The organism is Massilia phyllosphaerae (assembly GCF_034659755.1).
GTDB lineage: Bacteria > Pseudomonadota > Gammaproteobacteria > Burkholderiales > Burkholderiaceae_D > Telluria > Telluria phyllosphaerae.
Genome location: NZ_JAXSQX010000003.1, coordinates 464,201 through 485,505, shown reverse-complemented (window position 1 = coordinate 485,505; position 21,305 = coordinate 464,201). Strand labels below are relative to the sequence as shown.

The following is a 21,305-nucleotide window of genomic DNA, read 5'->3' as shown; positions in this document are numbered from 1 at the left end:
CGCGAACGATCAGAAGAACGTATAGCGCACGTTGAAATTCAACGACCGCCCACGTGGATCGGCCACGCGCGGGTCCCAGCCTGCGCCCACGACTTCGTCCACGTTGTGCGCCGTGAACGGCGGGTCGCGGTCGAACAGGTTCTGGATGCCGACCGTGATCGCGGTGTTGCGGAAGCCGGTGTAGGTGGTCGACAGGCCGAAGGTGGTGTAGCTGGCCACGTGCGGCTTGAAACCGGCCGGCGGCGCGCTCTTGCCCGCGTCCGGCAGCTGGTCCTTGTAGCCGTCGCGGTACAGGTTACTCAGCAGGAAGCTCCACGGCCCATTGCTCACGCTGAAGGTCGCGTTGTGCTTCCAGCGTAGGTACAAATCGCGCGTATAAAAATTGCCGACGTATTCGACGTAGGGCTGGCCCTCGAATTCGGCGAACTGGTAGCTCTGGGTCCAGGTGCCGTCCAGACCCGCATTCCAGCGCCAGCCGCCCGGCAGGCTGCCGCGGCCACGCAGGCCGACGTCGGCGCCGCGCGTCTTGAGGCCGGCCGCATTGATCCAGCCGGCGTCGATGTACTCGATGATGCCTTCGCCGTTGCGGTGGATGTATTCCGGCAGCGCGGCGGCATTCGCCAGCACCACTTGCGGGGTGCGGTTCAGGATGCGGTCCTTGACGTTGATCGCCCAGTAGTCGACCGACACCGAGAAGTTCGGGCTCGGCTCGAGGATGATGCCCAGCGTGCCCTGCTTCGAGGTTTCCGGACGCAGGTTCGGATTGCCGCCGCTAAAGTAATCGAGGCGCTCGATCGCGCAGTAGCGCGGGTCGTTCGGGTGGGCCGCGCAGCCGACCGGGTCGGACACGCCGTTCGGCAGCTCCTGGCTCAGGCGGCCGCTGTACAGCTGGCCGAAGCTCGGCGCCAGGAAGCCTTTGTTCGCCGAACCACGCAGCATCACCCAGCTGGCCGGCCGGTAGCTGAAGGCGACCTTCGGATTGGTGGTGGCGCCGATCAGGCTGTAATCGTCGCGGCGCAGCGCCAGCTGCAGTTCCAGGTCCTTGATGACCGGCACCACCAGCTCGGCGTAGACCGCCTTGATGTTGCGCGCCACGCGGTTCTGGTTGGCGTTGCCCGGCGCCAGCAGGATCTGGGTGGCGTCGACGTCCTGGTGGAAGGCGTAGCTTTCGCGGCGCAGGTCGGTACCGATCGCGCCCGAGACGGCGCCGGCCGGCAGCTGGAAGATCTCGCCCGAGATCGAGCCGTTCAGCTGGGTCAGCGTGGTCTTGCCCTGCTGCAGGCGGCCGTAGAACCTGGTCGCGTCCAGCGCCGCCATCGCGGCGTCGGTCTGGCCCTGCTCGGGCGAGGCCCACGGATTCACGATGCCGCTGCCCAGCACCGAGTACAGCGCCTTGGTATTCGCATAGCCGTCCAGCAGGTCGGTCGTGGTGCGGCTGAAGCTGTGCGACAGGTCGACCCGGTAATCCCATTTGCTTGCCAGCGTGCCTTCGGCGCCCAGCAACAGGCGCGCGGTGTCGGTGCTGTATTGCTGGGTGCGGTCGCCGAGTGGCCAGGCGCGCCATTTGTACAGGATCGGCTTGGTCGGATCGTAGCTCGGAATATAGGCCTGCAGGTTCTGGTAGTACGGACCGCCCACCGGATAGGCATTGCCGGCCGCCAGCGTGGTCGAGATCTGGGCCGGGGTCAGGATCGCCAGGGCATTGGTGTGCGCGCCGACGGCTTCGGCGTACAGGCGGTGCTCCGGCGCCAGCTGGAAGGTGCCGCGCGCAACGAAATTGGTGCGCTCGGTCGGCAGCTGCATCACGTAGTCGCCGCCGTAGTCGTAGGTACAGGAATAGGTTGAACGCAGCGGCGACGTGGTCTTGGCCCACAGGCTGCTGGTGTACTGGTGCATGCCGGGGACGGTGTCGCACTTGCCTTGCAGGCTCAGCAGGCCGGCCTGCAGGTAGGTGTTGGGGTCGCCCGGCATCTTGAAACCGGTGCCCAGCGCGCTGCCGGCGCCGGTCAGCTGGTTGGCGACCGGGGTGCCGGTGGTGTCCGGCGACAGGCCGCGCTGCGGCTGGTAGCCGTTCGAGAAGCTGCGCTGGCTGGAGTCGAGGCGGTCGTTCTTGTCGTGGCCAAGGGCGAACATGACGTTGTAGCGGTCGGTGTCCAACTTGCCCTTGCCGGCCGTCAGGCCCAGGCGCCGGGTGGCGCCGCCGCCGGCTTCGGTGAAGTTGCCGCTGGCGCTCGCCTGCACGCCTTCGAAATCGGTCTTCAGGATGAAGTTGATGACGCCGCCGACCGCATCGGTACCGTAGATCGCCGAGGCGCCATCCTTCAGCACCTCGACGCGGGCGATGGCCGCCAGCGGGATCGTGTTCAGGTCGACCGCCTTGCCGGACAGGCCATAGCCGGCGATGCGGCGGCCGTTGATCAGCACCAGCGTGCCGCTCGGGCCGAGGCCGCGCAGCGACGCGAAGGAACCGCCGCCGCTGACGCGGTCGGAATCGGCGCCGAACACGTTGTTCCCCGAGGTCATGTTGTCGGCACCGGTGCCGTTGGCCGAGATCAGCGTCATCAACTGTTCGGCGTTGTTGATCCCCTGCTTGTCGAGCTGGTCCAGCGTGATGGTCTGGACCGGCAGCGCGCCTTCTAGGTTGATGCGCCGGATGCTGCTGCCCGTGATTTCGACGCGCTGCATCGGCTGCTGCGATGCCACCTGCTGGGCGAAAGCCGGGCTGACGGCGCCGATCAGGGCAATCATGTGGGTTAACGTCTTGAGCTTCACGCCTCTCTCCTTGGGTACTTGCCGCGCGCGTTTCATAGGCCGGTAATGTGTTTGCATTACGATATGGGTCATCTCAAAGGTAAGCGCAGGCATGCTGCGCCAGCCAATGAAAATTCCGGCGCTGAGTATAACTAGAGGGAATGTTTAGCTAAGGAAAAACTGGCAAAAGAATCACTTTGCCCGGAGCGTGCGTGCTCTTTCTGCAACATCGACATCCAGATAACGCCACTGCGTCAATTCGACCGGGTGGCGTTTGTAGTTTTTCAACCACGGTTGGCGGATATCGGCCGACAGCACCTGGGTCAGCGGCACCCACGGGTTGTAGGCGTGGATCAGCTGGTTCATCTCGAAGTACAGCTTTTGGCGGGCCGGACCGTCGGTCAGCAGCCGCGCCTGTTCGTAGCGTTCGTTATAGGCCGGCAGATCGAAGCGCGCGTAATTGGCGCGGCCGGCGTTCGGGCCGTACAGCAGCTGGTAGAAATTCTCGCCGTCCGGGAAGTCGGCCACCCAGTTACTTTCGAACATCTGCACCTTGCCGAGGCGCGAGGCCTTGATGATCTCGGTCTTCTTGTCCGATTTGAATACCACCCGCAAGCCGATCGCATTCAGGCATTTGCGCCACAGTTCGTCGCGCAGGCGGCCGCTGACCGTGGCTTCGCTACTCATCTGCAAGGTCAGGTTGGCGCCGTTCGGCTGCGTTCTGAAACCACCCGGGTCGCGCCGGGCGTAGCCATATTTGTCGAGCAGCGCGTTGGCCAGCGCCGGATCATAGCGGACCGGGCTGCGGTAGCCAGGATCGTAGCCGAGCACGTTCGGCGGCAGCGGCGATTCGGCCTTGATCGCAAACCCTTTTTTTAACAGCGCAATGTCTTCCGCGCTGTTGTAGCTCAGCGCGATCGCGCGCCGCAGCGCCAGCTTGTCCTTGCCGTAGCCGCCGATGAGCGGGTCCTGCATGTTCATCCACATGTAATAGGTCTGCAGCACCGGGAAGCGGTACAGTTCCATGCCGCGCGCGGCCAGCTCAGGCTTCAGCTTGCCGTCGCGGATCACCATCTCCGTCATCGATTCCGGCACCTGCTCCAGGTAATCGTATTCGCCGTTGAGGAAGCCCAGCATGCGGCCCTGGAATTCTTCCGCGATTTTGACTTCGACCCGGTCCACGCGTGGCAGGGTCTTGCCCTCGAGTGCCGCATCGATCGCCTTGTCGGCGGGTGTGTTGGCCGGCGTGCCGTGGAATACCGCCGTGGATGCCGGATTCTTCAGCAGGACGATGCGGTCGCTGTGCTTCCACTCGCCCAGCATGAAGGGGCCGGTACCGACCGGGTGGTTGCCGGCCTGGCCCGGGTAAGCCTCGATCACTTCGCGCGCCACCACGCCGGTGGCCGGGGTCGCCATATAAAACAGGAAATTGTTGTCAGGCTCGACTAGTCGGATCCGCAGCGTGTAGCGGTCGAGCGCCTGCAGGCCGGGAATCCGGGTGTCGACGCTGAAATTGGTCTTCAGGGCAGCATCGCCCAGCAGCTTGCCGTCGAACAGGAAGGACCACGGCGATTTCAGCGCCGGATCGTACAGGCGCGTCAGGCTGTAGACGTAATCCTGGGCCGTCACTTCGCGCTGCTTCCCTTTGAACGCCGGGTCGGGCGTGAAATGGATGCCGGGGCGGATGTGGAAGGTGTAGCTGCGGCCGCCCTCCTCCACGGTCGGCAGCGCGGTTGCCGTATTGCCCTGCAATTTGAGCGGGCGCGCCAGGTAGTCGTAGCGCAACAGCGGATCGAACAGGTTTTCCAGCAGGGACAGGCTGGCGAGGTCGGAACCGACCGCCGGGTCGAGGCCGGCTTCGCTGGTGGACAGGAACATGTGCAGCACCTTGCCCTCGCCGGCGGCGGCGGCGGTGGTAGCGGCCAGTACCGGAACGGCCGCGGCATGAAGCAGGGTCGACAACAGGGCAGCAACGGTAACGGCAGCGGGGCGGAAGATCGGCATGGCAGAGGTCCAGGAGGCGTTGCGAATTATAGGCCGCGGAAGCGCCGCCAAGCGCATCCAGCGGCAATACAGGCCACGCAATATAACTTTTAAACATAGCCTTGCAGCATTCTTTCATCGTGGCAGCGGGCTGTGCGCCTATACTCTTCCCTGCACGCGACCCGAACGACATTTCCCATGGCACTGAATTACATCTGGATCGGCTTCTTCCTGGTTGGTTTTATTGCGGCGCTCGCCCAATGGATCTTTCTTGGCGATACTGAAATCTTCAAGCGCATCATCGACGGCACCTTCGACTCGTCCAAGATGGCGGTAATGGACATCGCCCTGCCGCTGGCCGGCGTGATGACCCTGTGGCTCGGCCTCATGAACGTCGGCGAAAAGGCCGGCGCCATCGGCTGGCTGGCGAAACTCATCTCTCCCTTCTTTTCGCGCATCTTCCCGGACGTGCCGAAAGACCACCCGGCCACCGGCCACATGGTGATGAATTTCTCGGCCAACCTGCTGGGCCTGGACAATGCGGCCACGCCGTTCGGCCTGAAGGCCATGGAAAGCCTGCAGAGCTTAAACCCGCAGAAAGATACCGCCAGCAACGCGCAGATCATGTTCCTGGTGCTGCATACCTCGGGCCTGACCCTGATTCCGCTCGCCATCATGGCCCAGCGCGCCATCCTCGGTGCGAAAGACCCGTCCGACATCTTCATTCCCTGCATGGTCGCGACCTATGTCGCCACCGTGGCCGGCATCATCGCGGTGTCGATCCGCCAGCGCATCAACCTGATCAATGGCGTGGTGCTGAGCTGGCTGGGCGGCATCACGGCCGCGATCGGCCTGATGATTTTCTACTTCACCAATTACCTGACCAAGCCGGAAATCGAGACCGTGTCCAAGGTCGCGAGCAACCTGATCCTGTTCACGATCATCGTCGTGTTCATCGTCGGTGCGCTGCGCAAGGGCGTGAACGTCTATGAAGCCTTCATCGAAGGCGCCAAGGGCGGCATCCAGACTTCGCTGACCATCATTCCGTATCTCGTCGGCATGCTGGTGGCGATTTCCGTGATCCGCAATTCGGGCGTGCTCGGCTTTGTCGTGCAGGGCCTGGAATGGGTGATCCGCATGGTGGGCCTGGACACCGCCTTTACGCCGGCACTGCCGACCGCATTGATGAAACCGCTGTCGGGCAGCGGTTCGCGCGCGCTGATGATCGACGCCATGAAGACCTACGGCGTGGATTCCTTCGTCGGCCGCCTGGCCTGCATCTTCCAGGGTTCGGCCGACACCACCTTTTATATCGTCGCCCTGTATTTCGGCTCGGTGGGCGTGCGCAAGACGCGCTACGCCATTTCGTGCGGGCTGATCGCGGACCTCGCCGGTATCGCCGCCGCCATTTCCGTCGCCTATGTGTTCTTTGGATAAATCAGGATGAGCATGTTCCGAAGCAGACTCCTTGCCCTTGCCTTTCCTGCCCTGCTGGCCGCCTGGCTGCCGGCCCAGGCCCAGTTGCCGGCACCGGTGGTTAGCGCCCTGCGCAGCACCACGATTCCCGAGGAGGCGCTGAGCGCGGTGGTCCTGCGCGACAACCAGACCGTGCTGTCGCACCTGGCCGACCGCCCGGTGCATCCGGCCTCGACCATGAAACTGATCACGACCCTGGTCAGCCTGGACGTGCTGGGGCCGGTGTTCCGCGGCCGCACCGAGCTGCGCAGCAACGGCCAGGTGCAAGGCGACACGCTCAAGGGCGACCTGGTGCTGCGCGGCGGCGCCGACATCGACTTCACGACCGAAGCCTTGAGCACCATGCTGCGCAGCCTGCGCTACCAGGGCATCCGCCGGATCGACGGCAACCTGGTGCTCGACCGCCAGCTGTTCAACCCGGCGCGTGCCGACCTCGGCGCGCCGCCTTTCGACGAATCGCCCGAGTCCTATTACAACGTCATTCCGGACGCCCTGCTGCTCAACAAGAACATGCTGCAGCTGGACCTGCGTTCCACCAGCGGCCGCCTGAAGATTGCCGCACTGCCGGAAATGGATGGCGTGACGGTCGAGTCCGACATGCGCCTGGTGAACGGCGATTGCGGCAACTGGGACGCCGGCTGGCAGCACCCGGACGTCCAGACCGGCGCAGACGGGCGCCTGCGCGTGATGCTGCACGGGACCTTCCCGAAAAATTGCGTGGCCAGCGAATCGATCAACGTGGTCGACCGCCAGGAGTACGTCGGCCGCATGGTCCGTACCGCCTGGTCCGCCCTCGGCGGCACCATCGACGGCAGCACGATCGAAGGCGCGGCGCCATCCGATGCCAAGCTGCTGGCCGAACACGTGTCGCGCGCCTTGCCGGAACTGGTCCGCGACACCAACAAACCCTCGGACAATCTGCTGGCGCGCACCCTGTTCCTGAGCCTGGGCGCCCTGGCGCCGGACCCGGTGCTGGGCAGCCGCCCGCTGCCGGGCAGCCTCGAGCCGACCCTGACGCGGGCCCAGGCCACGGTGCGCACCTGGCTGCGCGCCCACGGCATCGACGACACCGGCCTGGTGCTGGAAAACGGCTCGGGCCTGTCGCGCATCGAGCGCGTCACCCCGGTGCAGCTGGCCGGCGTGCTGCTGGCCGGCCAGCGCAGCAACTGGGCGCCCGAATTCCAGGCCAGCATGCCGATCGTCGCCATCGACGGTACCATGCGCCGCCGCCTGCACGACAGCCCGGCGGCGGGCCGCGCGCGCATGAAGACCGGCACCCTCAAGAATGTGGTGGCGCTGGCCGGCTATGTGCCGGATGCGAGCGGACGCCAGTGCGTCGTGGTGGCCATGATCAACAGCGACCTAGTCAGCAACGGGCGTGGCCGCACCGTGCTGGACACGCTGGTCGACTGGGTGGCGCGGATGGATGGGCCGCAACCGGCGCAGCCTGTACAACCAGTGCAGCCGATACAGGCGCTGTCGGCGGCACCAGCGCTGCCGGCAGCGCAACCGGTTCCGGCCACGCAACCGTAGGGTGGACGGCTCGACCCTTGCAGATAAATCTGCCTGAGCGCATGCGCCGTCCACGCGACAGCATGGACGGCGCATCACTGCGTGGGCGGCGCATCCGTACGGGCTGATCAGCTGGTAACGGTCGAGCCGCACCACCCTACCGTGCAGGTGGCGTACCGGGTGCCGCTGTCGCTGCCGCCGGTGTTGCCGGCGCAGCCGTACTGGCCTGCGCACTGCCATTCTTGCCCGGCTCCAGCCACGGCGTACCGGCCAGGTTCGGCTTGGCCTCGACCAGCGTCACATTGGCGCCGGTGCCTTCGCGGATCGCGCGCACCAGGTCCATCATGGTCGATTCGGTAAATTTTTCCGGGGTGCCCAGCACCATGCCGCCGACCCGGCGCGGCCAGGCCAGCCAGCCGCCTTCGGGCTTGGTGAAGACCGCGTACATGTCGAGGTGGTAGCCGCTCTTGTACGGGAACAGGCAGGCGACCAGGTTCATGTTGTCGCTGCCGTGCACCTTGGGCGCGGCCTTGGCGGTCCAGGAAGCGCCGTCGCAGCTCGGGCCCTTGTCGACGGCGGTGCCCGGCGCCGCGGGGGTCGGATCGGCGATCTTGAAGTGGCCCGGGAGCTCGGTGACCTGCACCCCGGCCGGCGTGGCGACCTGGGCATCCTTGACGTTGCGGTTGATGCCGTTGCTGGCGGCCTTGGCCACCGTTTCGGCGGGGGCTTCGGTCTTGATGTCGAATACGCGGTAGTACTCGACCGTCGTGTCGCGTGCGGCCAGGTTGTTGCCGCCGTTGCCGGTGCTGCAGCCGGTGGCCAGCGCCGCCATGGCCGCCAGCATGCCGGCACCCGCCAATATCGAGCCTTTCATACGCACCTCCCATGTTTTGGGGACGGTTACCCGCCCTGCATTGATGGTGGGATTTTCCAGCCAGGGATGCGGCGCAGACTGCGTTTGCTCAAGCGTTTGGCTTGAGCGTCAGCGTGGCGCGACAGCGGCGTGGGTTCCGGTCAGAGCACGCGGCGGAAAGTCCGGCGCACATGGTCGCGGTCGCCGCAATCGAAATGCCACCACTCGGTATTGATGCCGACGAAGCCGGCCTGGACCATGGCGGCGCGCAGCAGGCGGCGCTGCGCCACCTGCTGGTCGGTCAGCGCCCCGGCGTGCAGGAAGCCTTCTTCCAGCGCCGGGTGCGACAATTCCGTCATGTCGTCGAAACCGGTACCCATGTCGAGCTCACGGCCTGCCGCATCGAGCAGCGTGACGTCGAGCGCCATGCCGTAGGAGTGGATGGAGCCGCGCGCCGGGTCGGCCAGGTAGATGCGCAGCTCGGTGCCGTCGAGCGCATCCCACAGCTGCTGCTGCACGCGCTGCGGACGCAGGGCGTCCAGCACCAGCAGCGTGTGGCCGGGCGCGTGCTGCGCCAGCCAGGCCACCGCCCGCTCGAGCGCGACGGCGGCGTCGCGGTGCAGCCAGGCGCAGTCGAACGGCGAATACAGATCGCGGCCGGTGAAATTGTACGGCGTCGCGTAGCGCAGGTCGACGCCGATGCCGGCGACCGTGGACAGGTGGCGGAACGCCGGATCGCCGCCGATGTCTTCGCTGGCTATGCTCAAACCCATCGTCATCTCTTTTCGATCAGTGCCCGAGCGGTGGCGCCGATGCAGTTGGCCAGTTCGCGCGCACCGTGCGACAGCGGCGCATGGCTGGCGGTGAGCAGGTACAGCTGTACCGGAAGCGCCGGTGCCCACGGGCGGCACTGCACCTTGTCGCGCGTACCGGACGCGGCCGTGAACGGATCGAGCACGGCGCAGCCGGCGCCCGCTTCCACCAGTGCCCGCGCGATCTGGTAAGTCTGCACCACGGTGTGGAAGACCGGACGCACGTCCTGCGCTTCGCAGGCGGCGACCACCATCTCGCCGAGCGGGTCGCCGTCGGCCAGGCCGATCAGTTCGCCGTGCATGCTGTCGATGAGCGCCGCCGGCGTGACCGGTTCGGCGCATTCGGCTTCGCTCCAGGTGCCGGCCGGCGCCATCACGGTCAGCGCACCCTGTGCGATCGCTTCGGCCTCGATGCCGGGGTGGCGCGGATCCTGCAGCGACAGCGCGAGGTCGGCTTCGCCCAGGCGCAGGGCGTTCACGATCTCGCTGGTATGAAAAGTGGCCAGTTCGCAGCGGGTCTGCGAGAAATCGCGGCGCCAGTCGGTCAGCGCGGCCGGCAGCACGCTGATCGCGACGGTGGGCGTGGCCACCAGGCGCACCGTCTCGCAGGCGCGGTTTTTCAGGCTGGCGGCGAGGCGGCGGATGCCTTGCAGGTCGCGGTGCAGCTTTTCGGTTTCGGCGAACAAGCGGTGCGCTTCCGGCTTCGGGTACAGCTTGCCGCGCACGCGCTCGAACAGCGGCATGCCCAGCTGCAGCTCGGCGTGCTGCAGCACCTTGGTCACCGCCGGCTGGGAGATGTGCAGCACCTGGGCGGCGCCGCTGATGGTACCCACCTGCATGATGGCGTGGAAAACTTCGATATGACGCAGACGCATCGCTGTTCCTTGGCTTGGACGACCGCCGCGCGTCAAGCGCGCGGCATTGCCAAGCTTAGCGGAAAACCCGCCCGGCGGAAAAGCCTCACTGCTGGACCGGCACCGGCGGTGTTGCGGGAACGACAGTCGGGCTGCCCGGCGCCGTGGCCGGCGGCGTGGTCGGCAGCGGCGGCGTGGTCGGTGCGGACTGCGGCTGCGTGGCCGGTGCCGGCGGCTGTACCGGCTGATACTGCGGCTGTGGCTGTGGCTGCGGCTGTGCCGGCTGGTACTGCGGCTGCGGCTGCACCGGCTGGTACTGATAATGCGGCGCCGGCGCCGGGAACGGTTGCGGCAGGGCGCCGCGCGGATTGGTCAGCGCTTCCAGCAGCACCGCCGTTTGCAGGTCCGGCAAGCCGTCGATGTTACTTGGGCGGTATTTCATCTGGAAAGCGGACAGCACGGTGCGGGTCTGCTCGTCCAGGTTGCCGGACTGGACCAGGCCGTAGCCCCAAGTGGCCAGCTTCTTCTGGTACCAGGCGATGTCCGGCAGCTGCACCTGGAAGATCGGCGTCAGCGCGGCGACGCGGTTGGCGTCCGGCCAGGCCACCAGGCCGGCGGCGGCCAGCTGGCGCCACGGGAACATCGGACCCGGGTCCTGCTTGCGCAGCGGCGCGATGTCGCTGTGGCCGAGCACGTTTTCCGGCGCGATGTGGTGACGCGTGACGATGTCGCGCACCAGCGGGATGATGGCGTCGATCTGCGACTGCGCGAACGGCGCGTAGACGCGCCCGCTCGGGGTATCCTTCCAGCCCGGGTTGACGATCTCGATGCCGATCGAGCTGTTGTTCAGCTGCGTGAAGTTCTTCCAGCTCGAGTTGCCCGCATGCCAGGCGGCGTTCTTTTCGTCGACCAGGTTGTAGATGTGCGGGACCGGGTCGTCGGTGACCAGGTAATGCGCGCTGACTTCCTGCTGGGTCAGCGTGGTGAGCGAGGAGGCGCGGTCGCCCACGGTGTAGTGCAGCACCAGGAAACGCGCGCGGCTGGCCTGGCCCTTGGCGGTGTAGGTATGGTCGTATTGCGGACCGGACGGTGGCGTGGCGCAGCCGGCCAGCAGGGCAAGCAGCAAGGTGGCAACGAGAGTCTTCATGGTGGGTTCGTATTGTTGTTGATTGGGGTCAGTGCCAGGCGCGCGGCCGCATGGTGGGCGCCGGCTGTGGCTTGGGTCAGTACGGTATCCGGCGCCAGGCCTGCGCGCATGGCGTCGAGGATGAGCGGATGCAGCCCGGCCGCGCGCCCGGACAGCGTCACCGGACGCGGACCGAAGCGGCTGGTCAAGGCCCGGGCCAGGCGCGCCAGTTCGCGGCCGGCCTCGCGCAGGATGTCGGCCGCGACCGGATCTTGTTCCGCGCTGGCGGCCACCGCCAGCGCCAGCTTGCCGACGGCGCCGCGCTCCTGGCCGTAGATGAACTGGCGCGAACATGCCCAGTCGTCGCCGCCGACGTAGTCGAATACCGCCCGCGCCATCGGCGAGGTGCGCCAGGCGCCGGGCCGCTCGTCCTCGTTGCGCCAGATGTGGCGCATGGCCTCGCGCGCGATCCAGAAGCCGCCGCCACCATCGTCCAGCACCACGCCGCGGCCGCCGGCCCGGTGGAACTGGCCGTCGGTGTCGATGAAGGCGCCGATCGAGCCGGTGCCGGCGTACACCAGGTAGCCTGCGCCGAGGTCGAAACTGGCGCGGTAGGCGATGTCGATGTCGCTGCAGAAGTGGATGGCCGCCGGCGCCAGGTGCAGCAGCTCGGCCAGCCAGCGTTGCAGCAGTTCGCTGTCGCCGCCGAAGCCGGTCAGGCCGGCCCACACGCGCGCCGGCGCACCGTGCGGCAGCACCGCCAGCGCCAGCCGGGCAAAGGTCGCCTGCACCGCATCGCGCCCGGCCTGGCTACTCATCTGCAGCGCGGACAGGCCATCCACGCTGCCTTCGGCCACGATGGCGCCGCCGGGTGCGGCCAGCGCCCAGCGGGTGGCGGTACCGCCGGCGTCGATGCCGAGACCGAACTCGGCAGCCAACCCGGACCCCGGTGCGTATTGTGAATGAATCATGATCAAAGCGAAGTGTACGCCGTCGCGCCGATCCGCCGCGCATGAATGAGGGTGTTTACGCCCTGCGCCAGGCCTGCACGCGCGCGCTTTCGTTGCCGAGGCGGTCGACCGCGCTGACCACCACCGCGTCGGCCGGGCCCAGCTTGACGTCGTCCGGCACCGTCCAGTCCACGCGCGACGCTGGCGCCACCGCGAATTGCCAGCGGCCGCCATGGCGCGACCAGATCGCATAGGTCGCGTTGGCGCTGCCGGCGGCCAGCTTCAGCAGCACGCCATTGCCCTTGCGCACGGCCGCGACCGAGGGCGTGCCCGGCGTGGTCTTGCCGAGCCAGGGCGTGGCCGGCACCAGCGCCGGCGATGAATAGCAGCCGGCGCGCAGCTGGTCGCCGATGCCCTTGCGGTTCTGCATCAGCGCGACCATGCTGAAGTGGACGTGGCCGGACGCGGCCGGGCGCGTGCGCGTGACGCCGATCTGCTCGACGATTTCCTGCGGCAGGTATTCCTTACTGGCCGCGCCGATGCGGCTGGTGAACAGGCCCGGCCACAGGTGGCGGCCGCGGGTGTTCTGGGTGACCCAGTAGTCGAGCAGCGTGCCGTAGGCCTGGCCCGGCTGGCGGATCGCCCAGTACAGCTGCGGCGTGAAATAATCGAGCCAGCCGTTCTGCAGCCAGGTCTCGACATCCGCGTACAGCTTGTCGTACTGCGAAAAGCCGTTGATGCCATGCGGGCGGCGGTCCGGGCGGCCGATGCCGAACGGGCTGATGCCGAAGCGCACCCAGCTCTTTTCGCGGTGGATCTCTTCGTTCAGCGCTTCGATCAGTTTATTCACGTTCTGGCGGCGCCAGCCCGCGCGGTCCAGCCTGCCGCCGCCGCTGACGTAGCGCTGGAAGGATGGGCCATCCGGGAAGTCCAGCTCGCCCTTGCCGGCCTTGCCTTCCAGCGCCAGGCTCTCGGCGCCGCTGGCGCCCGGCGCTTCGATCGGATACGGATAAAAATAATCGTCGATGTGGACGCCGTCGATGTCGTAGCGGCGCACCACGTCCAGCACTACGTCCAGCGTCTGCTTGACCGCGCTGTCCTCGCCCGGATCCATCCACAGGTATTTACCGTAGCTCTTCACCGCGGCCGGGTTGGTACGGGTGATGTGGTTCGGCGCCGCCGGCGAGCGCGCGCCGTTGTTGCGAGCGCGGTAGGGATTGAACCAGGCGTGCAGCTCGAGACCGCGCGCGTGCGCCTGCGTGATCCAGAATTTCAAGGGGTCGTACCACGGCTGCGGCGCCTGGCCCTGCAGCCCGGTGAGATATTCCGACCACGGCTCCAGCTTGGACGGGTAGATGGCGTCGGCCGACGGGCGTACCTGCAGCACGATCGCATTCAGGTTGAGCGCCTTGGCGCGGTCCAGGATGGCGATGGCCTCGGCCTGCTGCTTTTCCGCGTTCAGGTTCGGCTTGCTGGGCCAGTCGATGTTGGCGACCGTCGAAACCCAGGCGGCGCGGAATTCGCGCGGTGCGGGCGGCGGCACATCGCTACCGGTGCCGCCGGTCGCCACCGGCGCGATGCCGGGCTGCGTGCTGGTACAGGCCGAGAACAGGCCGCTCAGCGCCATCGCACCGGCCACGCCGGCCAGTGTGAATGCGCGTCGTTGTTTTTGTTTCTGATCGAGTTGCAAAACCGCTCCGCTTGTTAAATCTTGTCAAACCTTGACGAACCACCGTTGCCGCCACATGCCCCAGGCCAGCAGGAACATGCAGGCATCGAACAGCAGCGCGTGCAGCAGCGAGGCATTCACGGCCCCGATGGGCAGGGCGGCGATCGGCGCGTACAGCACTTCCCCGGCAGAACGCAGGCTGCCGTCCGGCTGGGCGAATTTTACATACCCGAGCATGTTGGCGACCAATCCCGACATCGCAAAGATGAACAGCGCATTCATGCCGTAGATGACAAAGGGCCAAGTCCAGCGCGCCGCCGCCGTGCGCAGCGCCGCATACGGGTTGACGTCCAGCAGCCAGTAAAACGCCGCGAACACGATCGCCGCCCAGCCGGTCATGAGCAAGCAAAACGACGGCGTCCACAGGCTTTTATTGATGGGCATCAGAAGTGTATCCAAAATCGCCGCCACACCCAGGCACGCCAGGCCGGCCAGCAACAGCCATACGGTCTGTTCGGTGCGCTGTACGCCGGACCCCAGCCAGCGCCCGGCCAGCACGCCGAACAACTGGCTGCACAGGGCGGGCAGGGTCGATACCAGTCCTTCCGGATCCCAGGTTTTTGAACTCGCCCACAAATGGTTGCCGAACAGCGCGCGGTCGACCCAGGCGCCGAAGTCCTGCCCCGGCGCCAGCACGCCGGCGCCGATCCCGGGCACCGGCACCCACAGCATCAGCAAGCTGTACAGCGCCAGCAGCGCGCCGATGATCGCCAGCTGGGCGCGCCAGCCGCAATACACCACGATGGGCGCCGCCAGCAGCGTGCACAGGGCGATGCGCTGTAGCACGCCGGGTATGCGTACACTGTCGACATTAAAATGGGGAACCAGGTTAAGCAGGAAACCGACCAGGAAGATCAGCAGCGCCCGTCTTGCCAGTTTGATGAGCAGGCGCGGCTTGTCGGCCCCGGCGGCGCTCAGTCGCCCCAGCGACAGCGCCATCGCAACGCCGCCGATGAACAGGAAAAATGGAAAGATGCAGTCGGTGAAGGTCCAGCCGTTCCAGTGCGCATGCGCGAGCTGGGCATACAGGTGGCCCCAGTCGCCGGGGTTATTTACCAGCACCATGGCGGCAATTGTGAAGCCCCGGAACGCATCGAGCGAGGCCAGCCGGCCGGTCGTGGCATGCATGGATCTATTTCTTTCCGAATTCCGGATCGATCTTCACCAGCGCCGCCATGATGAACGCCGGGATCGTCGCCAGGCAGGTCCACACGAAGAAATGCTGGTAGCCGATCATTTCCTGCAGCTTTCCGCTCCACATCCCCGGCACCATCATCCCCAGCGCCATCAGGCCGGTGCAGATGGCGTAATGCGCGGTCTTATAGGGGCCATCGGCCACCATGATCATGTACATCATCATCGCGGTGAAGCCGAAGCCGTAGCCGAACTGCTCGATCGCCAGGAAGCCGCAGATCACGCCGAAGTTCTGCGGCTGCACCTGCGACAGGTAGACGAACACCAGGTCCGGCAGGTGCACCGCGAACACCATCAGCCACAGGCAGCGCTTCAGGCCCAGGCGCGAAATCAGCCAACCGCCGCACAGGCCGCCGACGGTCAGCGCGACGATGCCGATGGTGCCGTAGGCCAGGCCGTACTGCACGGTGGTCAAGCCGAGGCCGCCCTTGTCCAGCGGGTCCTTCAGGAAAGGCGCGATCAGTTTCAGCAGCTGGGCCTCGCCCAGGCGGAAGGTCAGTATGAAACCGAGGATCAGCCAGATGTCGCGCTTGGCGAAGAAGGTGGCGAAGGTTTTACCGAAACCTTCCAGCAGACCGCTGCCCGCCACATTGCCGCCGCTGGCAGCCTGGTGGTCCACGTCCGGACGCGGCAGGATCTTCTGGTGCCAGGCGAACAAGGCGAGGAACAGGCCGGCCAGCACGAAGAACACGATGGCCCAGGCCTGGCGTACGTCGCCCAGCGACACCGCCAGCACCCCGGCCAGCACCACCAGCGGCCCCTGCCCGGCCAGCGTCGCGAGGCGATAAAAGGTGGAACGCACGCCGACCATCGATGCCTGCTGCTGCTGGCGCAGGCCGAGCATGTAAAAGCCGTCGGCCGAGATGTCGTGGGTGGCCGAGGCGAAGGCCATGACCCACATCACGGCCAGGCTGATCATGAAATAGGCAGGCAGGTGCAGCGTCGCCCCGACCGCGCCGAGCGCGGCGGCCAGCACCAGTTGCAGCGACACGGTCCAGCCGCGCTTGGTGCCTTGCAGGTCGACCAACGGCGACCACAGCGGCTTGATCACCCAGGGCAGATACAGCAGGCTGGTATACAAGGCGATGTCGGTGTTGGACACGCCCATGTCCTTGTACATCACGACCGACAGGTTATTGGCGACGATGTAGGGAATCGCCTGGCCGAAGTAGAGCGAGGGCACCCACAGCCACGGGTTCTTTGCTTGCGAAGTTTGCATAATTCTTTCGTGGTCGAACTCGGACCACGCGCCCCGGGAACGGTCCAGGCGGTCAGGTGGCCAGTGAGGCGCGCACGCTGCCGCCCGTCGTCTCCAGCAAGGCACGCGCCTGCTCGACCAGGATGTTCTTGGACAAGGCCACGATCGCGACCTTGACCTGGAAGCCGCACTGTTCCAGCACCGCGCGCGCCTGGTCCTCGCCGGCGCCGGTGGCAAAGGCCGTCAGGCGGATCGCGCGCCGCACCAGCTTGGCGTTGGTCGCCTTCAAGTCTACCATCAGGTTGCCATAAACCTTGTTCAAACGCACCATCAAAGCGCTCGAAAAGGTGTTCAGGGCGATCTTTTGCGAGGTACCGGCTTTCAGGCGGGTGCTGCCGGAGATGGCTTCCGGGCCGGTGTCGAGGGTGACGCCGATTTCCGCTTCGCGGGCGACCGGGGCGTCCGGATTGTTGGCGAAGCCGATCGTCAGCGCCCCGGCCGCGCGGGCGGCGCGCAGGGCGCCGAGCACGTAAGGCGTGCTGCCCGAGGCCGCGATCAGCAGCACCACGTCGTTCTTGTCCACGCCGATGCGGCCGATATCGGCGGCGCCCTGCCCGGCATCGTCTTCCGCCCCTTCGACGGCGACGAACATCGCGTCCCTGCCGCCGGCCAGCAGCGCCTCGGCGCGTTCGCGCGGCCAGGAAAAGGTGGGGTACAGTTCCACGCTGTCCAGCACGCCCAGCCGGCCCGAGGTGCCGGCGCCGACGTAGACCAGGCGCCCGCCCGCTTGCATGCGCGGCAGCGCGGCGGTGACGGCGGCGGCAAGGCGCGGCCCGGCGGCACGCACCGCCTCGACGGCCGTGAACTGGTCGTCGACCAGCACGTTCACCAGTTCGACGGTCGGGTATTGATCGAGGGACGGATGTTGGGCGGCAGGTGTTTCGGTATTCAGCATCGCAGTGCAATCAATCCGTGATGGTGCGTGACGACGTTATCGATGTGACCAGTGTAATGGCAAGGCGCACCAGGCTGTCATGAAAGGATCGGTCGCGCTCATGCCAAAAAGTTATGCGGAGCGGCTGTCATGACAGGGTGTGCCGAGCCCGTGTCCCTGCCTGCATGATACCTACTGCCGCGACAGGGAGCCGTTCGCACGTCAAACATGAACGCCGGTTATGCCCGCCGTCGCTACATTCATTGGCCGCGCCGGTGGCCGGCCCCTTAAGCTTGCGGGTCATTTCAATGATCAATCGTGTGGCCTGATGCAACAAATCATCGTGATCGGCGCCGGCGTCGTCGGCCTGACCTCGGCCTGGTGGCTGCTCGAGGCAGGCTACCGGGTCACGCTGCTCGAACGCGCGGCGCAGGTGGGCAGCGGCACCAGCTACGCCAATGGCGGCCAGCTGAGCTACCGCTACGTGTCGCCGCTGGCCGATGCCGGTGTGCCACTGAAGGCCCTGCGCTGGCTGTTCCAGGAACACGGTCCGCTGCGCCTGCGCCTGCAGGCCGATCCGCACCAGTGGCGCTGGCTGGCCGCGTTCCTCGCCAATTGCCGGGCCGACGCCAACCGCAGGACCACTCAAAAACTGCTGCAGCTGGGCGAACTGTCGCGCCGTGGCATGGCGCAGCTGGCGCCGGTCGTGCCGCCGGCCGAATTCGGGTGGCGCGACGCCGGCAAGCTGGTGGTGTACCGCAGCCGCAAGGTGTTCGAGGCCGCCACCGCCAGGGCGGACGGCGCCGCCACGCGCCAGGTCTGGAGCGCGGCCGAGTGCGTTGCGCACGAACCGGCGCTGGCGGCGGTCGAGGATCGCCTGGCCGGCGGTATTTATAACAGTGGCGAAGCGGTGGCCGACTGCTACGCCTTTTGCGTGGCGCTGGCCGAGCGCGTGCGGGCGCATCCGCGCTTTGGGGGAGTTATCCAGGGCCAGGCGGCGCGCCTCGTGACCGACCGTGGCCGCGTGACGGGCCTGGACACCAGCGCCGGCCGGCTGGCAGCCGACGCCTACGTGCTGGCGGCCGGCATGCAGAGCCGCACGCTGGCACTGACGGCCGGCATTCGGTTGCCGCTGTACCCGCTCAAGGGCTACAGCCTGAGCGCGCCGATCCGCGAAGGCGACGTCGCGCCCCGGATCAGCGTCACCGATTTCGAGCGCAAGGTGCTGTACGCGCGCATCGGCGACCAGCTGCGGGTGGCGGCGATGGTCGACATGGTCGGCGAAGACCTGCGCCTGGACGCCCGCCGCCTGGCCGCGCTGACGCGCCAGGTGCGCGAGACCATGCCGCGCGCGGCCGACTACGCCAGCATCACGCCCTGGGCCGGGCTGCGGCCGGCGACGCCCAACTCGGCGCCGATCGTCGGACCAACGCCGTATGCGAACCTGTGGCTGAACGTGGGGCACGGGCCGCTGGGCTTTACCTTTGCCTGCGGCACGGCCAGCCTGCTGACCGACCTGATGCGCGGGCACGAAGCGCCGTTCCCGCTGGACGGATTGACGCTTGCTTAATTCGGGGTCAGAGCAGATTGAGCGGCAGACGATTCACGCGTTGATGCTTGCTTGCGCATCGATGGCGAGGAAACGCTGTGGTATGGCGCTTTTGGCAGCGGGCATTCTGCTCTGACCCCGAACTTTTGCAAAATAATTGGCGACTGTTTTATTTATGTTCGGCAATCTTTAGCCGAAGTTGCACCAACGCCACCCAAGATGGCCCCATCTTCCCGATTCTGAAAAGCCCTTATGCCTGACTCAGGCACAAGAAATGGCGGATAATTGCCGCCATGTCCACCCGCGCTCCCACCCCATCCTGCCCTTGCGGCAGCGGCTCGCCGATCCTGCGCTGCTGCGGCCCCTATATTGCCGGCGCCGAACTGCCGCCGACGGCCGAAGCCCTGATGCGTTCCCGCTACACCGCCTACACGATGCAGCAGGAAGACTACCTGCGCGCCACCTGGCATCCGAGCACCCGGCCGCTTGAGCCGATCATCGACAAAAATGAAAAGATTCAATGGCTCGGACTTGAGATAAAATCTGCTTTACGTTTACGTCAACGTAAAGTAGACCTGCCGGATAATCCAGACCAGGACACCGTCGAATTCGTCGCCCGTTTCAAATCAGCGGGGAGCGGCCGCGCCCAGCGCCTGCACGAAATCAGCAACTTCGTGCGCGAGCCGGACCCTGAGCTCAAGGGCAAGATGCGTTGGTTCTACCTGGACGGCAGTTTCCCCGAATAAAAACGCAGGAGACGCAATGCCCCAGATCGACAGTCAACTCAACCCGCGCGGCGAGGATTTCAAAGCCAACGCCGCCGCCATGCATGCCGTGGTCGACGACTTGCGCGCCCGGGTCGCGGCCATCGCCCAGGGCGGCGGCGAAGCGGCCAGTGCCAAACACGTCGCCCGCGGCAAGCTGCTGCCGCGCGACCGGGTACAGATGCTGCTCGATCCGGGCACGCCCTTCCTCGAGTTTTCCCAGCTGGCGGCGTACGAGATGTACGACGGCGCCGCGCCCAGCGCCGGCATCATCACCGGCATCGGCAGGGTCAGCGGGCAGGAATGCGTCATCGTCTGCAACGACGCCACCGTCAAGGGCGGTACCTATTACCCGATGACGGTCAAAAAACACCTGCGCGCCCAGGAAATCGCCGAGCAGAACAATTTACCGTGCATCTACCTGGTCGACTCGGGCGGCGCCAACCTGCCGAACCAGGACGATGTCTTCCCCGACCGCGATCACTTCGGCCGCATCTTCTATAACCAGGCCAACCTGTCCGCCAAGGGCATCCCGCAGATCGCGGTGGTGATGGGGTCCTGCACCGCCGGCGGCGCCTACGTGCCGGCGATGAGTGACGAATCGATCATCGTCAAGGAACAGGGCACGATCTTCCTGGGCGGCCCGCCGCTGGTCAAGGCGGCCACCGGCGAAGTGGTGACGGCCGAAGACCTGGGCGGCGGCGATGTCCATACCCGCTTGTCCGGCGTGGCCGACCACCTGGCGCAGAACGACACCCACGCGCTGTCGCTGGCGCGCACCATCGTGTCGAACCTGAACCGTGTGAAACCGCTGCAGGGTGCGCTGCGCGAGGCGCAAGAGCCGAAGTACGCGGCTGAAGAACTGTACGGCGTGATCCCGGTCGACACCCGCAAGCCCTTCGACGTGCGCGAGGTCATCGCCCGCATCGTCGACGGCAGCGAATTCGACGAGTTCAAGGCGCGGTACGGCACCACGCTGGTATGCGGCTTCGCCCATATCTTCGGCATGAAGGTCGGCATCATCGCCAACAACGGCATCCTGTTCTCGGAATCGGCGCTGAAGGGCAGCCACTTCATCGAGCTGTGCTGCCAGCGCAAGATCCCGCTGGTGTTCCTGCAAAATATCACCGGCTTCATGGTCGGCCGCAAGTACGAAAACGAAGGCATCGCCCGCAACGGCGCCAAGATGGTGACGGCCGTCGCGACGGCGGCGGTGCCGAAGTTCACCGTGATCATCGGCGGCTCCTTCGGCGCCGGCAACTATGGCATGTGCGGCCGCGCCTTCTCGCCGCGCTTCCTGTGGATGTGGCCGAATGCGCGCATCTCGGTGATGGGCGGCGACCAGGCGGCCTCGGTGCTGGCCACGGTCAAGCGCGACGGCATCGAAGCCAAGGCCGGCCAGTGGTCCGCGGACGAGGAAGCCGCGTTCAAGCAGCCGATCAAGGACCAGTACGAACACCAGGGCCACCCCTACTACGCCAGCGCGCGCCTGTGGGACGATGGCGTGATCGATCCGGCCGATACGCGCATGGTGCTGGGCCTGGGCCTGTCCGCCGCGCTGAACGCGCCGATCGACGACACGAAGTTCGGCGTGTTCCGGATGTAACGAGAGGAGAACGA

Annotated in this window: 15 protein-coding genes and 1 pseudogene; 5 read left to right on the top strand and 11 right to left on the bottom strand. The window is 66.3% G+C overall.

The genetic code is table 11. From position 1 onward, the window contains the following. Positions 1 to 9: 9 nt before the first annotated feature. Both U1H99_RS14780 and U1H99_RS14775 read right to left on the bottom strand, forming a co-directional pair. Complete coding sequence (locus U1H99_RS14780) at positions 10 to 2,772, bottom strand: TonB-dependent receptor (RefSeq protein ID WP_323142482.1); 2,763 nt, start codon at positions 2,770 to 2,772, stop codon at positions 10 to 12. Positions 2,773 to 2,943: 171 nt separating this feature from the next. Then, positions 2,944 to 4,755, bottom strand: coding sequence for an ABC transporter substrate-binding protein (locus U1H99_RS14775; RefSeq protein WP_375341614.1), 1,812 nt, complete (start codon positions 4,753 to 4,755; stop codon positions 2,944 to 2,946). Positions 4,756 to 4,932: 177 nt separating this feature from the next. Between U1H99_RS14775 and U1H99_RS14770 the strand changes: the two genes are divergently transcribed. Both U1H99_RS14770 and dacB read left to right on the top strand, forming a co-directional pair. Next, complete coding sequence (locus U1H99_RS14770; protein ID WP_323142481.1) at positions 4,933 to 6,171, top strand: spore maturation protein; 1,239 nt, start codon at positions 4,933 to 4,935, stop codon at positions 6,169 to 6,171. A gap of 12 nt (positions 6,172 to 6,183) precedes the next feature. After that, entirely contained in the window at positions 6,184 to 7,743 is a 1,560-nt protein-coding gene (dacB, locus tag U1H99_RS14765; RefSeq protein WP_323142480.1) for a D-alanyl-D-alanine carboxypeptidase/D-alanyl-D-alanine endopeptidase, read from the top strand. Positions 7,744 to 7,879: 136 nt separating this feature from the next. Here dacB and U1H99_RS14760 read toward each other — a convergent pair whose 3' ends face one another. From U1H99_RS14760 to murQ, 9 genes and pseudogenes are all read right to left on the bottom strand, one after another. Continuing rightward, positions 7,880 to 8,596, bottom strand: a complete 717-nt coding sequence (locus tag U1H99_RS14760; protein ID WP_323142479.1) for a hypothetical protein — start codon at positions 8,594 to 8,596, stop codon at positions 7,880 to 7,882. 140 nt (positions 8,597 to 8,736) lie between these two features. Then, entirely contained in the window at positions 8,737 to 9,348 is a 612-nt protein-coding gene (locus tag U1H99_RS14755) for a M15 family metallopeptidase (protein ID WP_323142478.1), read from the bottom strand. Positions 9,349 to 9,350: 2 nt separating this feature from the next. Next, entirely contained in the window at positions 9,351 to 10,262 is a 912-nt protein-coding gene (locus U1H99_RS14750) for a LysR family transcriptional regulator (RefSeq protein ID WP_323142477.1), read from the bottom strand. A gap of 268 nt (positions 10,263 to 10,530) precedes the next feature. Next, a pseudogene (locus U1H99_RS14745) lies at positions 10,531 to 11,388 on the bottom strand (N-acetylmuramoyl-L-alanine amidase); the annotation flags it as partial. Beyond that, complete coding sequence (locus U1H99_RS14740) at positions 11,385 to 12,338, bottom strand: N-acetylglucosamine kinase (RefSeq protein WP_323142475.1); 954 nt, start codon at positions 12,336 to 12,338, stop codon at positions 11,385 to 11,387. The gene U1H99_RS14740 and the pseudogene U1H99_RS14745, both read right to left, overlap by 4 nt. A gap of 55 nt (positions 12,339 to 12,393) precedes the next feature. Next, positions 12,394 to 13,944: a glycoside hydrolase family 10-like protein gene (locus U1H99_RS14735; RefSeq protein WP_323142676.1), complete on the bottom strand. Its 1,551-nt coding sequence runs from the start codon at positions 13,942 to 13,944 to the stop codon at positions 12,394 to 12,396. Between the two features lie 87 nt (positions 13,945 to 14,031). Next, positions 14,032 to 15,174: an acyltransferase family protein gene (locus tag U1H99_RS14730; protein WP_323142474.1), complete on the bottom strand. Its 1,143-nt coding sequence runs from the start codon at positions 15,172 to 15,174 to the stop codon at positions 14,032 to 14,034. 4 nt (positions 15,175 to 15,178) lie between these two features. Continuing rightward, a complete protein-coding gene (locus tag U1H99_RS14725) occupies positions 15,179 to 16,459 on the bottom strand; it encodes an MFS transporter (protein WP_323142473.1) in 1,281 nt (426 codons plus the stop codon). A gap of 52 nt (positions 16,460 to 16,511) precedes the next feature. Next, complete coding sequence (gene murQ / locus U1H99_RS14720) at positions 16,512 to 17,393, bottom strand: N-acetylmuramic acid 6-phosphate etherase (protein ID WP_323142472.1); 882 nt, start codon at positions 17,391 to 17,393, stop codon at positions 16,512 to 16,514. A 307-nt stretch (positions 17,394 to 17,700) separates the two neighbouring features. Here murQ and U1H99_RS14715 point away from each other — a divergent pair, with 307 nt between their 5' ends. The 3 genes from U1H99_RS14715 to U1H99_RS14705 all read left to right on the top strand — a co-directional run bounded on the left by U1H99_RS14715 (position 17,701) and on the right by U1H99_RS14705 (position 21,291). Continuing rightward, positions 17,701 to 18,942: a D-amino acid dehydrogenase gene (locus tag U1H99_RS14715; RefSeq protein WP_323142471.1), complete on the top strand. Its 1,242-nt coding sequence runs from the start codon at positions 17,701 to 17,703 to the stop codon at positions 18,940 to 18,942. A 272-nt stretch (positions 18,943 to 19,214) separates the two neighbouring features. After that, the gene (locus U1H99_RS14710; RefSeq protein WP_323142470.1) at positions 19,215 to 19,667 is read left to right on the top strand and encodes a YchJ family protein; all 453 of its coding nucleotides are present in this window, start codon (positions 19,215 to 19,217) and stop codon (positions 19,665 to 19,667) included. Between the two features lie 16 nt (positions 19,668 to 19,683). Further along, positions 19,684 to 21,291 (top strand): carboxyl transferase domain-containing protein, encoded by a 1,608-nt coding sequence (locus tag U1H99_RS14705; RefSeq protein ID WP_323142469.1) that lies wholly within the window; start codon positions 19,684 to 19,686, stop codon positions 21,289 to 21,291. Positions 21,292 to 21,305: the final 14 nt, after the last annotated feature.

Bases quoted from the DNA above. Each gene is read 5' to 3' on its own strand.
- U1H99_RS14775 (WP_375341614.1), bottom strand. From the start codon at position 4,755: ATGCCGATCTTCCGCCCCGCTGCCGTTACCGTTGCTGCCCTGTTGTCG.
- U1H99_RS14770 (WP_323142481.1), top strand. From the start codon at position 4,933: ATGGCACTGAATTACATCTGGATCGGCTTCTTCCTGGTTGGTTTTATT.
- dacB (WP_323142480.1), top strand. From the start codon at position 6,184: ATGTTCCGAAGCAGACTCCTTGCCCTTGCCTTTCCTGCCCTGCTGGCC.
- U1H99_RS14760 (WP_323142479.1), bottom strand. From the start codon at position 8,596: ATGAAAGGCTCGATATTGGCGGGTGCCGGCATGCTGGCGGCCATGGCG.
- U1H99_RS14755 (WP_323142478.1), bottom strand. From the start codon at position 9,348: ATGGGTTTGAGCATAGCCAGCGAAGACATCGGCGGCGATCCGGCGTTC.
- U1H99_RS14750 (WP_323142477.1), bottom strand. From the start codon at position 10,262: ATGCGTCTGCGTCATATCGAAGTTTTCCACGCCATCATGCAGGTGGGT.
- U1H99_RS14740 (WP_323142475.1), bottom strand. From the start codon at position 12,338: ATGATTCATTCACAATACGCACCGGGGTCCGGGTTGGCTGCCGAGTTC.
- U1H99_RS14735 (WP_323142676.1), bottom strand. From the start codon at position 13,944: ATGGCGCTGAGCGGCCTGTTCTCGGCCTGTACCAGCACGCAGCCCGGC.
- U1H99_RS14730 (WP_323142474.1), bottom strand. From the start codon at position 15,174: ATGCATGCCACGACCGGCCGGCTGGCCTCGCTCGATGCGTTCCGGGGC.
- U1H99_RS14725 (WP_323142473.1), bottom strand. From the start codon at position 16,459: ATGCAAACTTCGCAAGCAAAGAACCCGTGGCTGTGGGTGCCCTCGCTC.
- murQ (WP_323142472.1), bottom strand. From the start codon at position 17,393: ATGCTGAATACCGAAACACCTGCCGCCCAACATCCGTCCCTCGATCAA.
- U1H99_RS14715 (WP_323142471.1), top strand. From the start codon at position 17,701: ATGCAACAAATCATCGTGATCGGCGCCGGCGTCGTCGGCCTGACCTCG.
- U1H99_RS14710 (WP_323142470.1), top strand. From the start codon at position 19,215: ATGTCCACCCGCGCTCCCACCCCATCCTGCCCTTGCGGCAGCGGCTCG.
- U1H99_RS14705 (WP_323142469.1), top strand. From the start codon at position 19,684: ATGCCCCAGATCGACAGTCAACTCAACCCGCGCGGCGAGGATTTCAAA.